A 15,816-nucleotide genomic window follows, 5' to 3' on the forward strand; every position below is an offset into this window, starting at 1 on the left:
TTCTTTCGTTAAGCTAATGTACATAGAAACAGTTGTATACAGTTTGTACATATGTATGAGCTAGGTATGGAAGATATTCGTGTGAAGAAAAAAGAAAGCACTCCGCAAATATGCGAAGTGCTTTTAACGGATTCCAAAGAAGTTTTTCACCTTTGTAAATACCGATACCTTTTCTTGTTCAAATGCTTGTAATGGGACATTCTCACCCAACAAACGTCTTGCAATATTACGATAAGCTAACGCTGCTTTTCCGCTCGGTTGCAACGCTACAGGCTCACCTGTATTTGTAGCACGAATAACTTCATCATCATCTTCGACAACACCAAGAAGCTCGATTGACAATGTACGTACGATTTCATCAACATCTAACATATCCTGTTCATGAAGCATATGACTACGCACACGATTAATAACAAGTTTCGGTGGTTCAATATCCTCTTTTTCTAAAAGCCCGATAATACGATCCGCATCGCGCATTGAGGATACTTCTGGCGTCGTAACAACAATTGCTTTATCCGCACCAGCTACCGCGTTTTTAAATCCCTGCTCAATCCCCGCAGGACAATCAATTAATATGTAATCATAATCTTGACGTAATACTTGTATTAATTCATCCATTTGTTCAGGTGTTACCGCTGATTTATCACTCGTTTGTGCTGCAGGTAATAAATAAAGATCATCAAAACGTTTATCTTTAATAAGAGCCTGAGGTAAACGGCAACGCCCTTCAACGACATCAACAAGATCAAATACAATACGATTTTCCAGCCCCATTACTACGTCTAAGTTTCGAAGACCGATATCTGTGTCAATTAAGCACACTTTCTTTCCAGATAACGCTAGGGCTGTCCCAATGTTCGCAGACGTTGTAGTTTTACCTACACCGCCTTTTCCAGATGTAATTACTATTGCCTCTCCCACAGCTATACAATTCCCCTTTCTAACTTTGTTAAATTAGGTCTAAGATGAGTGAGAAGTTGCAGTCGATCGACAACAATGTGATTGTTCTCATTAATATACGCACATTCTGCCGCCTCCGCTCCGTCTTCTTTCTCTTCCGGAGCCCGCATTGCCACATCACTAATTCGAAGTTGCATCGGGTTCATAACAGATGCAGCGATTACAGCATCTGAATCCCCATAATACCCCGCATGTGCAATTCCTCTTAATGATCCTACGACAAAAATATTCCCCCCAGCGATAACCGTTCCGCCTGGATTAACATCACCAATTAACAATAAATTTCCTTTTACATGTAAAACTTGTCCAGAGCGAACAATTTTGGAAATAGGGACGATTTCTGTTTCTTCTTTCCAAGCTATTGCTTCCTCTTTCGTTATAACATCACTTTCGATCGAATCCACAACGAGATTCTTTTTATTACGAATTAACGTACGAATCTCTTCTTGTTGGACTTCTGTTAAATAACGGTTTCCCACTTTCACATGCACTTCAATTAAAGAGCGTCCATCACCATCATAGTAATGTGTAGAAAGCTTTTCATCCAATTCCTTCAATAATTCAGAGAATGAACAACAATCATCTAAATGAAGGGTTATTCCGTCTTTTGTCCCTTTTATTGTTACATTTTGTTGCTTTTTTTCTTCCACTAAAGTTCACCCCACCGATTCAATTCGACATAAAATTAGAAAATCCTTTTTTCTTTTTCTTCCATCGCTTTTGAAAGACGCACTAAATATCGTCTCAGTGGGAAACAAACTATCAATAAGAAAATTGCATTTAGCAATAAAGTAGACAGGAGACGATCTGTGAAAAAGACATACGCCGACATATGAGTACGTCCTAACAAAGTTAAAAATCCATACACATAATACTCTAATGCTACTATGCTAGCTAGTACGATAGAAGTAACAATAAATAAATTCAATTGTAGTACCTTCATCACACTATAAACTAAATAAACTAAAATCGGATACGCAAAAATATATATACCAACAAGTTCCGTGTATACGGTATCAAATAAGAAACCAAATAATAGTCCGTAATAAATCCCTTGGACCGGACTATAGTACACAGTAATAAAACATAACACAATGATAAAGAAATGAGGTGATGCTATACTGTCTTTCCAAAAAACCTCTGTTGGAACAATAGTAGCAAACATATTTTCAAATAGAAAAACAAAAAGGAGCAAAAGAGGAAGAGCTGCTCTTTTTAAAATCTTCATCATCTCTTCTCCCCCTCCTATTCTAATGGCGCTGAAGGCATTGCACGTTTCGCAACTATAACATGCTCTACGTCATTTAAATCAGCGGCAGGTTTTACATAAGCTGTTTTTGTTAAACCATATGGATCCGGCTGAACATCTACGATTTTTCCAATTACAAGACCTTTCGGGAAAATATCACCAAGTCCAGATGTTACAACTAGTTGATCGGTTTTCACCTCAGCATCAGAGCCAATCTTTGTGAAAAGGAGTAAGTGCTTTTCTTTGTCATAACCTTCAATCAATCCAAAGATTTTCTCATTTCCTTGTACGATAGCAGAAACACGATTTGTTCGGCTCATAGAGCTTAATAACTCTACTGATGATGTAAACTGAGATACACTTTTCACTCGTCCAACTAAACCTTGTGAAGTTACTACAGCCATATCTTTTTTAATTCCTTGCTGTGCTCCTTTATCAATTCCAACTAAATCGTACCATTTATCTGGATTACGAGAAACGACAGTAGCTGGAATTTCAGTATAATCACTAGGCAACTCTTTTTTACCAGTTAACTCTTGTAACTTCTTTTTATCATCTTCTAATTGCTTTACGTCACCTGATAACTTTGCATAGTTATCTAATTTTGCTTTTAATTCTTTATTCTCTTCATACGTGCGCTTTACATCCTCTACATTTTCGAAGAATCCAGCTACGTATTTCGCTGGCTTTTGGAATACACGTTCTACAACACCGACAGTGTCTTTAACAAACTGCTCTGGCCATGTTAAACTGTTCCGTTCTTTCAATGAGATTCCAATCAATGCCACGAGAAGAATAATACTAACTAACAAAACAATTAATCTTTTGTTTAAGAAAAACTGTGGCACGTTCACACCCTCTTAATTTCATTGATTTTTATTTTGCAATATTATCGAGCAGCAGTTTTGAAAAGATCGATATTGTCTAATGCTTTACCTGTTCCAATTGCTACGCAATCTAATGGGTCTTCTGCAACAAGAACTGGCATATTTGTTTCTTCACTAATTACTTTATCTAAGTTACGTAGTAATGCTCCACCACCTGTTAATACGATACCACGGTCCATAATGTCTGCCGCTAATTCAGGTGGAGTTTTCTCTAACGTATTTTTAACAGATTCTACAATTGCATCTACTGTATCTTTTAATGCGTCTGCAATTTCTTCTGGTTGAATTAGTACTGTTTTTGGTAAACCACTTACTAAATCACGACCGCGAATTTCCATAGGTTCGATACCTTCTGGCTCGCCTGCAGAACCGATTTCTAATTTTAATGCTTCAGCTGTTCTTTCACCGATCATTAAGTTGTAGCTTTTCTTAATGTACTGAATGATTGAATCGTCCATATCATCACCAGCAACACGAACTGATTGACTTGTTACAATACCACCTAACGAAATGATTGCAACTTCTGTTGTACCGCCACCGATATCAACAACCATACTACCAGTTGGTTCCCAAACAGGTAAGTTCGCACCAATTGCTGCTGCAAATGGTTCTTCGATAGGATAAGCATCACGAGCACCAGCTTGACGAGTCGCATCGATTACTGCACGTCTTTCTACAGCTGTAATACCAGATGGTACACATACCATTACATATGGTTTACGTGAGAAGAATCCATTTGATTTTTGAGCTTGTTGAATGTAGTATTTCATCATTGTTGCTGTTGTTTCGTAATCAGCAATTACACCGTCTTTCATCGGGCGAAGTGCCACAACGTTTCCTGGTGTACGACCAATCATTTGTTTTGCATCGCTACCTACAGCAACGATTTGTTTCGTATCAGTTTGTAACGCTACTACTGAAGGTTCACGTAAAACTACACCTTTTCCTTTTACATATACAAGCGTGTTCGCAGTTCCTAAATCTATTCCAAGATCGCGAGTAAAGCCACCAAATCCAAACATATTATTTATCTTCCTTTCTTGTTTTCACGGACTCATTTTTTCTTACTTTATATTATAAAAACAGTACGTTTTTTATATCTTTATCCTTTTTGTAGATAATTTTCTACAAAAAACTCATAAATCACATTATAAAACAAAATAAGTAAAAAGCATAGTCTTAAATATGACCTTTTTCCTTTAAACTCACGAATTTATGGTCACCTATTATAATATGATCGAGTACTTCAATTCCGATAATTCGGCCGCATTCTACTAAGCGTTTTGTTACTTCAATATCTTCTCGGCTCGGCGCAGGGTCTCCTGAGGGATGGTTATGAAGACATATGATAGAGGCTGCTGCACGGCGAAATGCTTCTTTAAAAACTTCCCTGGGATGTACAATTGAAGAGTTTAAACTTCCAATAAAAATCGTTTGCCTATGTATAACTTGATTCTTTGTGTTCAAATAGAGACATACAAAATGCTCCTGTTGCAAGAAGCGCATTTCTTCCATCATATATGTGGCGCAATCTTCCGGGCTTCGAATGCTGTATCTATTTTGATATTCTAAACGCACCATTCTTCTACCGAGTTCAAAAGCAGCGATGAGCTGTGATGCCTTCGCAACTCCAACACCATGTATACTCACTAACTCTTCTAGCGTTGCGTCTTTCAACATACGTAAACCATCAAAATGATGCAAAATTTTATCCGATAACTTTAAAACTGTTTCTTCTTTAGAACCTGTTCTGAGTAACACTGCAAGAAGCTCCCGATTGGATAAACTTCCAGCCCCTTCTAACAATAAACGCTCCCGTGGCTGTTCTTCTTTGACAACATCACGAATACCGTTCATTTCTCCACCCCTTTATTTGTTCTCTCAAAGAAAATCCCATGCAGTTTTACGCATGGGTTACATCAATATTAAATTGTTTTAATTCCCGAACAAGACGTGAAATTGGTAACCCAACTACACTATAGTAGTCCCCTTGAATATGTTGAACAAAAATAGATCCTTTACCTTGAATCCCATAACTTCCTGCTTTATCCAAAGGCTCTTTTGATGCAATGTATATGTCAATTTCCTCTTCTGTTAATTCCCAAAACGTAACTTCTGTACGTTCGTAAAAAGTGACTGTTTTGTCCTTTGCTATAATTGCAACACCTGTATACACCTCATGTGTTTTCCCTGATAATAATTGCAACATTTCTTTCGCCTCAGCCTCATTAGATGGCTTTCCAAGAATACGCGACTCATATGTAACAATTGTGTCTGCACCTAACACAATATAATCACTGTTATTTTCTGCTACCGCAGATGCTTTTTGCAGGGCAAGGGACATAACAATATCAGAAGGCGATGAATACGCACCAATCGTTTCTTCTACTTCACTTACAACAATTTCAAATGGTACACCCGCTAACTCAAGCAATTCCTTCCTGCGAGGTGATCCTGAAGCTAAAATAATTTTTTTCATATTTTCTCCTTCCTTTCTCACATGAAGCAGAATCATTTATATCAATCGTATCAAAGGAATAGTTTGTCCACAAATAAAAGAAATATTATTTTCTCTAAACAAAATAATACTTCCTTACCAAAACACGATTATATTCCTGTCATAGAGAAAGCACTTTACTCTAAATTCAAAAGAAAAGAAAGAAGCCTCTACACTTCTTCCTTCGTCATTTCATTATCCTATTATTTCACCTTTTGTGAAACAATTTTTTCGTATGAAAGTATACCATCAATGATAACTTGATTTAATTTCGCTAAAGATTCCTTATCATCTTTTCCGTCCTTCACTGTTTGCACAGCTACCGACGTATACATATACAATTTCTTCGCTTCTTCCTGCTTCATACTTTTCCCTTCTTTTTCAATCGCTTTCCACTCTTTTTCGATTGCACTTATATCTTTTGCATTACTTTTTTCACTAGCTTGTACGCTAGAAGCATATTTTGCTAAATGAGTATATAATGGCTGTACTTTTGTTAAAAACGCCCCGATTTCTTTATCATCTTTAAGTAACGCTTTATCTGTTATATCCCAGTCCTTTTTCAATACGGAGACATTATCTTTTTTATACTGCGTCATTAATTGGTTTATGCCTTGTTCATCGCTAGCAATACCAACAACTAATGCATACTTATCACCGCTCGGTTTTAAGGCTGCTACACCTCCATTACCTTTCCACTCTTCAAGAGCGGCCTGTCCCTTTTCTTCAGAAGAATAGATTCCTCCTTGAACAAAAAAGAATTTCATTGGATCTAATGACGTTCCTGTCTGTGCTTTTGTTTTTTCCTCTTTTGGTGCTGATGTTTGTTCTGCCGTTCCACCCACCTTTGATTCTTCCTTTCGCATCTGCTTCGAAGCTGTTACTTCGCTTCCTCCTGTCGCACCTTGTCCTTTCAGTAACTGTAGCATCCCCATCCCAAACGCCGTACCAATAATAATTGCAGTTGCAACGATTGCAATTAACGTATTGCTCCACTTCTTTCGATTTTTTTCCGTAGACGCTACTTTCGATTTTTGAAACGGAACAACGTTTTTTGGCCTTTCACTTTCTACTACCATCCAGTCAAATTCATCTTTCTTCTTCTCCTCATACTTCGCTTCTGTTCCATTCACTTTCACTGAGATCGTTCGTGATTGCTTGTCCATACACTCACACCTCACCTCTTATCGTTGTCCGCATCATATCATATTCATTTCACAAAAAAACGAGATATTTGTCAGAGGAATTCGCCAAATAACCCTATATATTTATCTTATATGTATGCATTTGACTTCATTTGTAGAACAAAAAAACTAGATAGCAAAGACTATCTAGTTTTTTCGCGAATATATTTTCGAACTTCCGAAATGAAATAAAGAGAACCTGTTATGATAAAAACATCATTTTCTCCAAGCATTTCAACCTTCGTATCAATTGCCTCTTTCCAATTTTCAAAAACTAATTTTGACTCTTCCTTTGCATACGATGCAAGCTCGCCTGCTGAAATAGCACGATCAAAGGCGAATGTTGTAAAAATAATTTCATCGGCGATGCTTTCTAATTGACCTACCATATTGTGCAATTGTTTATCACCAAGGGCAGTAAATAAAACTATTACATTTTTATCTTTGTAATGTGATTCTACCGTTTTCACAAGACTTTCAATACCTTCTGGGTTATGAGCACCATCTATAATAATATCCGGATTACTTTGCAGTTTTTCAAAGCGCCCCACCCAATACGCTTCCTGTAATCCCGTTCTTATTTCTTCTTCCTCAATTAAAAATGATAAGTATGTTTTTACATACATGACTGCCATAAGTGCAAGTGCTGCGTTTCCTACTTGATGGCTGCCTTTCATTGAAATTCGCACATCTTCAAAAGAGGCGAAAGGGCAAGTGAAATCGAAATGTTCTCCATCTTCGCTAGACTGTTTATGTAATGATGTAAAATGGTTGCCCATCTCGTATACATTTGCATGATTTTCCTTTGCAACTTTTTGAATGACTTGCAACGCTTCCTCATCTTGCACACCAGTAATAACCGGAACACCAGACTTAATAATTCCCGCCTTTTCATATGCAATTTCTCCTAATGTATTACCTAAAATATGCATATGATCGTGACCGATATTCGTAATAATCGTGAGAACTGGGTGAATCACATTCGTAGAATCAAAGCGCCCTCCAAGCCCTGTTTCAAATAAAACAACATCACAGAAATTAACTTTACCGAAGTAACAAATTGCCATAACAGTAATAATTTCAAACTCAGTCGCTTCCCCTAAATCCGTCTCATCTAGTTTTTCAACGACTGGCTTGACCATCTTTACAAGTTCAGTAATCTCTTCATCTGCAATTGGTGTTCCATTCACACTAATACGCTCGTTAAATGTTTCAATATAAGGGGAGGTAAATGTTCCTACCTTATATTTTGCATTTTCTAACATGTAGCGCATATATGTTAACGTTGAACCTTTTCCATTTGTACCAGCAAGGTGAACACATTTTATGTGACGCTCCGGATTTCCGAGCTCTTCTAGCATCCATCTCATTCTTTCTAATCCCGGTTTAATACCAAACTTCAATCGGCTATGAATCCACCCTATCGCTTCTTCGTATGTATGTATCACGTATGCTTTCCCCTTTCAAAAAACAACCTTCATAACCCTATTATACGCAAAGAAAAGAGACTCACCAATATAGTGAGTCTCTAAAAAGCATTTTATTTCTCAAGATCTGCTAGACGTTGGCGAACTGCTTCGCGTTTTTCTAGGTAATCTTGCTCTTTCGCACGCTCTCCTTCAATAACTGCTGCAGGAGCTTTCGCTACGAAACCTTGGTTTGAAAGTTTCTTCTGTACACGTTCTACTTCTTTGTCGAACTTCTCAAGCTCTTTCTCAAGACGCGCTCTCTCTTCATCAAGATTGATAAGATCAGCTAACGGTAAGAATAACTCTGCACCTGTTACAATTGCAGTCATTGCTTTTTCTGGCGCTTGTAAGTCCGTTTGAATTGTTAATTCGCTTGGGTTACAGAAACGCTCAATGTAAGAGCTGTTTTTCGTAAGTTGAGCAAGTACAGCCTCGTCTTTTGCTTTAATTTGCATTTGAACTTTTTTGCTCATTGGCGTATTAACTTCTGCACGGATATTACGAACAGAACGAATGATATCAACTAGAAGGTGCATTTCTGCTGCAGCTTCTGCATCTTGTAAATCTTCGCGTACTGTTGGCCACGCTGCTACTGTAATAGATTCGCCTTCGTGCGGTAAATGTTGCCAAATCTTCTCTGTTACGAATGGCATGAATGGGTGTAATAGACGCATTGTTTGGTCTAATACGTAAGCTAAAATAGAACGAGTTGTTTTCTTAGCTGCTTCATCTTCACCGTATAGAGGAAGTTTCGCCATTTCAATGTACCAGTCACAGAAATCATCCCAAATAAAGTTGTATAATGAGCGACCAGCTTCACCGAACTCATATTTATCCATGTTACGTGTTACGCTTTCGATTGTTTCATTTAAGCGAGTTAAAATCCACTTATCTGCAACTGATTTTTCACCAGTTAAATCGATTTCTTCATATTTCATGTCATCCATGTTCATTAATACGAAACGTGATGCATTCCAAATTTTATTAATGAAGTTCCAAGTAGATTCTACTTTCTCCATGCTGAAGCGTAAATCTTGACCTGGTGCACTTCCCGTTGATAAGAAGAAACGCATTGCATCTGCACCGTACTTCTCGATAACTTCCATTGGGTCAATACCGTTACCAAGAGATTTACTCATTTTACGTCCTTGCTCATCACGAACTAAACCGTGAATTAATACATCTTTAAATGGACGCTCGCCTGTAAACTCTAAACCTTGGAAAATCATACGAGATACCCAGAAGAAGATGATGTCATAACCAGTTACTAGTGCATCTGTTGAATAGTAACGCTTGAAGTCTGCTGCATCTTCATTTGGCCAACCAAGTGTTGAGAATGGCCATAGTGCTGAACTGAACCATGTATCAAGTACGTCGTTATCTTGATTCCAGTTTTCAATATCTGCTGGTGCTTCTGTACCTACGTATACTTCACCAGTTTCTTTATGATACCAAGCTGGAATGCGGTGTCCCCACCATAATTGACGAGAAATACACCAGTCGTGAATATTTTCCATCCAACGTAAATATGTGTTTTCGAAACGCTCTGGTACGAACGTTACTTTCTCTTCTTCTTTTTGCTGAAGCGCTACTGCCTTCTCAGCAAGTGGAGCCATTTTTACGAACCATTGTGTTGATAAGTAAGGCTCAACAACTGCACCACTACGCTCACTATGACCTACTGAATGCATATGAGGCTCGATTTCTACTAATACGCCCGCTTCTTGTAAATCTTTTACTAACGCTTTACGGCACTCGAAACGATCCATACCGTTATACTTACCAGCTTTTTCGTTCATCGTTCCATCTTCGTTCATTACTAAGATACGTGGTAAGTCATGACGGTTACCTACTTCAAAGTCATTCGGGTCATGAGCTGGCGTAATTTTTACAACACCTGTTCCGAAATCTTTTTCTACATACTCATCAGCAATAATCGGAATCTCACGGCCTACGATTGGAAGTGTAACTGTTTTTCCGATTAAATGCTTGTAACGATCGTCTTCTGGATGAACCGCTACCGCTGTATCACCAAGCATCGTTTCTGGACGAGTTGTTGCAAGACGAATGTGGCCAGATCCATCTGTTAACGGATAGTTCATATGGTAGAATGCACCTTGAACTTCTTTATGAATTACTTCAATATCAGAAAGAGCTGTGCGTGTTGCCGGGTCCCAGTTGATAATATATTCACCGCGGTAAATTAAGCCTTTTTCGTATAATTGAACGAATACTTTATTAACCGCATCAGATAAACCTTCGTCTAATGTGAAACGTTCGCGAGAATAGTCTAGTCCTAAACCAACTTTCCCCCATTGTTGACGAATGTGAGAAGCGTATTCTTCTTTCCATTCCCAAGCCTTTTCAAGGAATTTCTCACGGCCAAGATCGTAACGTGAAATACCTTCTTCACGAAGTTTCCCTTCTACTTTCGCTTGTGTTGCGATACCCGCATGGTCCATTCCTGGAAGCCACAATACATCGTAACCTTGCATACGCTTCGTACGAGTTAAAATATCTTGAAGAGTTGTATCCCAAGCATGACCTAAGTGTAACTTACCAGTTACGTTCGGAGGTGGAATTACAATTGTATACGGTTGTTTCTTCTCGTCTCCTGTTGCTTCAAAATATTTGCCTTCTAACCACCACTGATAAAGGCCTTCTTCAACGGACATATGATCATATTTAGTTGGTAAATTCTTTTCCGTGTTTGACATTATTTTCCCTCCTTAAAATAAAAAATGCCCCTCATCCAAAAAAGGACGAGGGACATCGCGGTACCACCTTTATTTACAAACAAATTCAGGAATTTGCTTATACTCTTAATTTGATAACGGACAAATCCGTCTTTTCCTAATGAGAACTATTCCGTTCAGAAAAGATGCTCCAGGGCTACCTTCTAACATAACTATCTAGAGAATCTCCCAGCTAATGATTCTCCTCTCTGAAGACGTTTCTTGTTATACTCTTCCCCTTCAAGGCATTTATATGATTGTTAATTATTATATACAATAGTGTAAAAAACGAAACCTTATTCGTCAAGATAAATTTAAGACTACAGCTTTTTGAGTAAAAAAAGAAGATAAGTAGCATCCTCTACTTACCTTCTTTATCCGTTCCCTTGCTGGGCAGCTTGTAATTGCGAAAGGAAATATTCTATATTACTAACGAGCCAATGCGCTTGTTGCAAACTCTTTACCCCGAGAAGTTCATTTTCCTCATTACGACGCTCTCTTCTTTTCTTATAAGACTGGATTTGCCGAATAAATTGCGATGGATACGTCATATACGCAAACATGAGTAGTTGCTCTTCTTTCGTAAAAGGGAAATTTTTTTGATACATTTGATACCATTCAAACCGATCACTTCGCGCAATTGGATATGTGTTTAAAGACCGAGAATAAAACCCTACAATATCTTGCACAGGTGTTGCAAACTTCGATTTTTCTAAACTAATAAAATAGCCATTCCGTTCATAATCAAATAAAAAATGATTAAGCGATACGTTACCATGTACAAAAGTAATGCGCGTTGTTTCTTTTTCTTTCATTGCATCGTTCCACTCATTTAATTGCTTCGTCGCAAACTCACGCGCCCTCATTACATGATGATAGTACGTACAATATTGCAATTCAAACGGAGACATATACCACTTCGCTTCCGATTCTACAAGAAACTCTTCTAACATCTCTCCATCACTTTCCCAGCGATCGGATATATTTGTATAATGTTTTTCTAAATCCTCTTCTGTATACGTTTCTTCTTTTACCGTTTTTTGATGCAACGTTCCGAGAGTCTGAAACATTTTATGGTATTGATCATTATCCTCGCCGTTCCCTTCCGCACGCTCTAACCAAGGCATTAAATAATAATTATACGTACCGTCACTTAAAATATAATTTCCGTCCGTCGCATGATATATAGGTACATAATTTGAAAAACCTTTCTCCTTTAAATATTGAATATGATGCAAAAAGTTATTCCGCTCTAACTTCCTGCCTTCTATTTTCTTGAGCGCATATGGACCTTGATTCGTATAAATTTTCGTCACACTTCCGTGCTCTTCCATATGCTGCGTATCCAATCTATATTGCCTTACAATGGGTTCATAACGATTTCGTAATTCCATATCCATACGAATAACCCTTTCTATTCAAAACATAGCCTTTAGAAAAATAAGTGAGTGAAAACACTCACTTATTTCGCTTTTGCTCTTGAAACAGGAATATAAATAATTTGTCCTGTAGTTAAATATATATCTTCTGTTTGATTGACACGGTATAAGTTTTGTACAGATGTTTCATAACGTTCTGCAACAGATTCGATCGTATCTCCTTCTTGCACGAAATACATTCTTAACTTTGTAAATTCTTCTTCCGGTTCTTTCGTAAATAATTTCGTTAAATAAAGCGCATTTTCATCTCGCTGTGAATACGTTTCTTCTTCTTGCTCTTCTTGTTTTTTCGCTTTTTCTTTCTTGAAATCTTTTCGTCCGAACAATTCAAATTGCGGCGTTGTTTCTTTCTCCTCTTCACGCTCTACAAATTCATGTTCTTCTATTTCCTCTTCTTCTACTTCCTGCTCTTTTCTTTCTTCTAGTTGGAACGGTTCAAACGCGTAATCTTCCCACTCATCTGATTCCTTATAAGCTGGTTCTTCTACTTGCGGCGTCGGTCTATTTTCATCCTCTTGCGCTGAATCAACTTCCAACTCAGCATACGCCGTTTCTTTCTCTTCCTCTTCATCCTCGATGCGTTCTTCATCACATAATCCTGTAATAGATATATCCGCTAATAATTGTAAGCAACCATTTTCCTTTAATTCATAATCAAATTCCTCGATGGATACATATAGTTCTTCAATTACTTTCACACGGTTTCTTGGGATCGATATTTCAAGCGGAAAGGAATGAACAAGTTCATTAACCCCATCTTCTCTCGTTTCTACATAATCAATTGACTTCGCTGGCGATAAATCTCTTAATGAATAAGCTGAATCATCTTGCCTTGCAACATACTCTCCCGTTAAATCTAATTGCCCTCTCACAATAACCTCATGATCAAGCTCTTCTATCTCAACGTCTGGATCTAACGAAATTGACAAAAGTTCTTCGACTTCCTGTCCTTTTTGGAACCAAACAGATTCTTTTAATGAAAAACGTAATGAATGATCTGTTGCCACTTCTTTTCCCCCTCCCAAACTATATGTCATTACAGATTTATGTACGGAAAGCTGACTTTATGAATAAAAAAAAATCGCTCTCCTTACGGAGAGCGATTTTCTTTATTCAATTAAGCTTTTAATTTTGACATTGCAATTTCAGCCGCTGCAATCGTCGCTTCAATATCAGCATCACTATGTGCTGTCGATAAGAATAAACCTTCGAATTGAGATGGCGGTAAAAATACCCCTTGTTCTACCATTTCACGATAGTAAGCCGCAAAGAACTCTAAGTTTGAAGATTTTGCTGCATCGTAATTAATAACTGGTTCATCTGTAAAGAAGATACCAATCATAGAACCCGCACGATTGATATGATGTGGAATGCCATGTTTTTCAGCCGCTTTACGTAAGCCAGCTTCTAACATTTCAGCTTTACGCTCAAATTCTACATACGATTCTGGCGTTAACTGTACTAACGTTTCATAACCTGCTGCCATTGCTAGTGGGTTACCTGATAAAGTACCTGCTTGATAAATCGGTCCGCTCGGTGCAACTTGGCGCATAATTTCTGCTTTACCACCGTATGCTCCTACTGGTAATCCACCACCGATTACTTTACCTAAACAAGTTAAATCAGGTGTTACACCGTAATAACCTTGTCCACAATTATAAGCAACACGGAATCCTGTCATTACTTCATCAAAAATAAGCAATGCGCCATTTTGCTCTGTTACTTCACGAAGACCTTCTAAAAATCCTGGTTGCGGAGGAACAACACCCATATTCCCTGCTACTGGTTCTACAATGACACAAGCAATATCATCACCGAATTGTTCGAAAGCGTATTTCACACTTTCTAAATCGTTATACGCTACTGTAATCGTATTTTTCGCTACACCTTCTGGTACACCAGGGCTATCTGGTAAACCTAGCGTTGCTACACCAGAACCCGCTTTAATTAATAACGAGTCACCATGACCGTGATAACAACCGATAAATTTCAAAATTTTGTTACGCCCTGTATAACCACGAGCTAAACGTAGCGCACTCATTGTCGCTTCTGTTCCAGAGTTAACCATACGCACAATCTCAATTGATGGAACACGCTCAATAACAAGTTTCGCTAATTTATTTTCAATTTCCGTTGGAGCACCGAAGCTCGTACCTTTTTCAGCAACAGCTTTTAAAGCCTCAACAACACAATCATTTGCATGACCATGAATTAATGGACCCCATGATAATACGTAATCGATGTATTCATTTCCATCGATATCATATACTTTAGAGCCTTTTCCACGCTCCATAAACAACGGATTCATACCGACAGACTTAAAAGCACGAACTGGGCTATTTACGCCACCAGGCATTAAATCTTGAGCCTCTTCAAACGCTGCAATCGACTTATCAAACTTTTTCATTATTTAGCGCCTCCTTCTTGTAACCATCTTGCTGCATCTTTCGCATGATACGTAATAATTAAATCTGCTCCTGCGCGTTTCATACTAATTAATTTTTCAAGTACAACTTCTTTTTCATTAATCCAGCCATTTTGCGCTGCCGCTTTAATCATTGAATATTCACCGCTTACGTTATAAGCAACGACTGGTAAATTAAAGTTATTTTTCACATCACGAACGATATCTAAGTAAGAAAGAGCTGGCTTTACAATTAAGAAATCTGCCCCTTCCATTACATCTGATTCTGCTTCACGGAATGCTTCCATGCGGTTCGCTGGGTCCATTTGATATGTTTTACGATCACCAAATTGCGGTGCACCATGCGCCGCATCACGGAATGGTCCGTAAAATGCTGATGAATATTTAACAGCGTACGACATAACTGGTACATGTCCAAAACCATTTTCATCTAATGCGTGGCGAATTGCTGTTACGAATCCGTCCATCATGTTTGATGGCGCAATAATGTCCGCTCCTGCTTTCGCTTGGCTTACAGCTGTTTTTGCAAGAACTGCAAGAGACTCGTCATTTAAAATAATACCATCTTCAATTACACCGCAATGACCATGGCTTGTGAATTGGCATAAACATGTATCCGCAACTACTACTAGATCAGGGAATTCACCTTTAATTTGCTGAATCGCACGTTGCACAATTCCATGATCACAATATGCTGATGATCCAACTTCATCTTTTTCAGCAGGTAAACCAAATACAATAACAGAACGAATACCTAAATCAACAACTTCTTGCATTTCAGCTTGCAATAAATCTAAAGATATTTGATATACGCCTGGCATAGAAGGCACTTCATTACGAACATTCTCTCCTTCTAATACAAAAATAGGGTAAATAAAATCTTCCGTATGTAAAAACGTTTCACGCACAAGCGCACGCATGCCTCCACTTTGTCTTAAGCGACGATGACGATTAAATTGTAAAGAGTTCAT

General features: G+C 38.0%; 14 protein-coding genes and 1 other annotated feature. All 14 genes read right to left on the reverse strand.

The window, feature by feature from the left end:
• Nucleotides 1-123 precede the first annotated feature (123 nt).
• The 14 genes from minD to hemB all read right to left on the reverse strand — a co-directional run bounded on the left by minD (nt 124) and on the right by hemB (nt 15,816).
• Nucleotides 124-921 carry a septum site-determining protein MinD gene (gene minD / locus ACTFR9_RS14660; RefSeq protein WP_000503311.1) on the reverse strand — a complete coding sequence of 266 codons (798 nt, stop codon included), beginning with the start codon at nt 919-921 and terminating at the stop codon, nt 124-126.
• Between the two features lie 2 nt (nt 922-923).
• A complete protein-coding gene (gene minC, locus ACTFR9_RS14665) occupies nt 924-1,610 on the reverse strand; it encodes a septum site-determining protein MinC (RefSeq protein ID WP_000391517.1) in 687 nt (228 codons plus the stop codon).
• Between the two features lie 35 nt (nt 1,611-1,645).
• Entirely contained in the window at nt 1,646-2,191 is a 546-nt protein-coding gene (gene mreD, locus ACTFR9_RS14670; RefSeq protein WP_046198099.1) for a rod shape-determining protein MreD, read from the reverse strand.
• 14 nt (nt 2,192-2,205) lie between these two features.
• Nucleotides 2,206-3,057, reverse strand: a complete 852-nt coding sequence (gene mreC / locus ACTFR9_RS14675; RefSeq protein WP_046198100.1) for a rod shape-determining protein MreC — start codon at nt 3,055-3,057, stop codon at nt 2,206-2,208.
• Between the two features lie 41 nt (nt 3,058-3,098).
• Entirely contained in the window at nt 3,099-4,118 is a 1,020-nt protein-coding gene (gene mreB / locus ACTFR9_RS14680; protein WP_000466737.1) for a cell shape-determining protein MreB, read from the reverse strand.
• Nucleotides 4,119-4,275: 157 nt separating this feature from the next.
• Entirely contained in the window at nt 4,276-4,953 is a 678-nt protein-coding gene (radC, locus tag ACTFR9_RS14685) for a DNA repair protein RadC (RefSeq protein ID WP_001013383.1), read from the reverse strand.
• A gap of 46 nt (nt 4,954-4,999) precedes the next feature.
• A complete protein-coding gene (locus ACTFR9_RS14690) occupies nt 5,000-5,575 on the reverse strand; it encodes a Maf family protein (RefSeq protein WP_000720487.1) in 576 nt (191 codons plus the stop codon).
• A gap of 221 nt (nt 5,576-5,796) precedes the next feature.
• Complete coding sequence (locus ACTFR9_RS14695) at nt 5,797-6,759, reverse strand: hypothetical protein (RefSeq protein ID WP_000360989.1); 963 nt, start codon at nt 6,757-6,759, stop codon at nt 5,797-5,799.
• Between the two features lie 161 nt (nt 6,760-6,920).
• Nucleotides 6,921-8,225, reverse strand: a complete 1,305-nt coding sequence (locus tag ACTFR9_RS14700; RefSeq protein WP_000582081.1) for a bifunctional folylpolyglutamate synthase/dihydrofolate synthase — start codon at nt 8,223-8,225, stop codon at nt 6,921-6,923.
• Between the two features lie 92 nt (nt 8,226-8,317).
• Nucleotides 8,318-10,963, reverse strand: coding sequence for a valine--tRNA ligase (locus ACTFR9_RS14705; protein WP_000072229.1), 2,646 nt, complete (start codon nt 10,961-10,963; stop codon nt 8,318-8,320).
• A 38-nt stretch (nt 10,964-11,001) separates the two neighbouring features.
• Nucleotides 11,002-11,234: a binding site (T-box leader), on the reverse strand.
• A 121-nt stretch (nt 11,235-11,355) separates the two neighbouring features.
• Nucleotides 11,356-12,381, reverse strand: coding sequence for a spore coat protein YsxE (gene ysxE / locus ACTFR9_RS14710; RefSeq protein WP_000367001.1), 1,026 nt, complete (start codon nt 12,379-12,381; stop codon nt 11,356-11,358).
• Nucleotides 12,382-12,443: 62 nt separating this feature from the next.
• Nucleotides 12,444-13,427 (reverse strand): stage VI sporulation protein D, encoded by a 984-nt coding sequence (gene spoVID / locus ACTFR9_RS14715; RefSeq protein WP_000179732.1) that lies wholly within the window; start codon nt 13,425-13,427, stop codon nt 12,444-12,446.
• 110 nt (nt 13,428-13,537) lie between these two features.
• Nucleotides 13,538-14,827: a glutamate-1-semialdehyde 2,1-aminomutase gene (gene hemL, locus ACTFR9_RS14720; protein ID WP_048557562.1), complete on the reverse strand. Its 1,290-nt coding sequence runs from the start codon at nt 14,825-14,827 to the stop codon at nt 13,538-13,540.
• Nucleotides 14,827-15,816 carry a porphobilinogen synthase gene (gene hemB / locus ACTFR9_RS14725; RefSeq protein WP_001087058.1) on the reverse strand — a complete coding sequence of 330 codons (990 nt, stop codon included), beginning with the start codon at nt 15,814-15,816 and terminating at the stop codon, nt 14,827-14,829. Before hemB ends, hemL begins: the two co-directional genes overlap by 1 nt.

The sequence above is a fragment of the Bacillus cereus group sp. MYBK222-1 genome (assembly GCF_051916425.1).
Taxonomy (GTDB): domain Bacteria; phylum Bacillota; class Bacilli; order Bacillales; family Bacillaceae_G; genus Bacillus_A; species Bacillus_A paranthracis.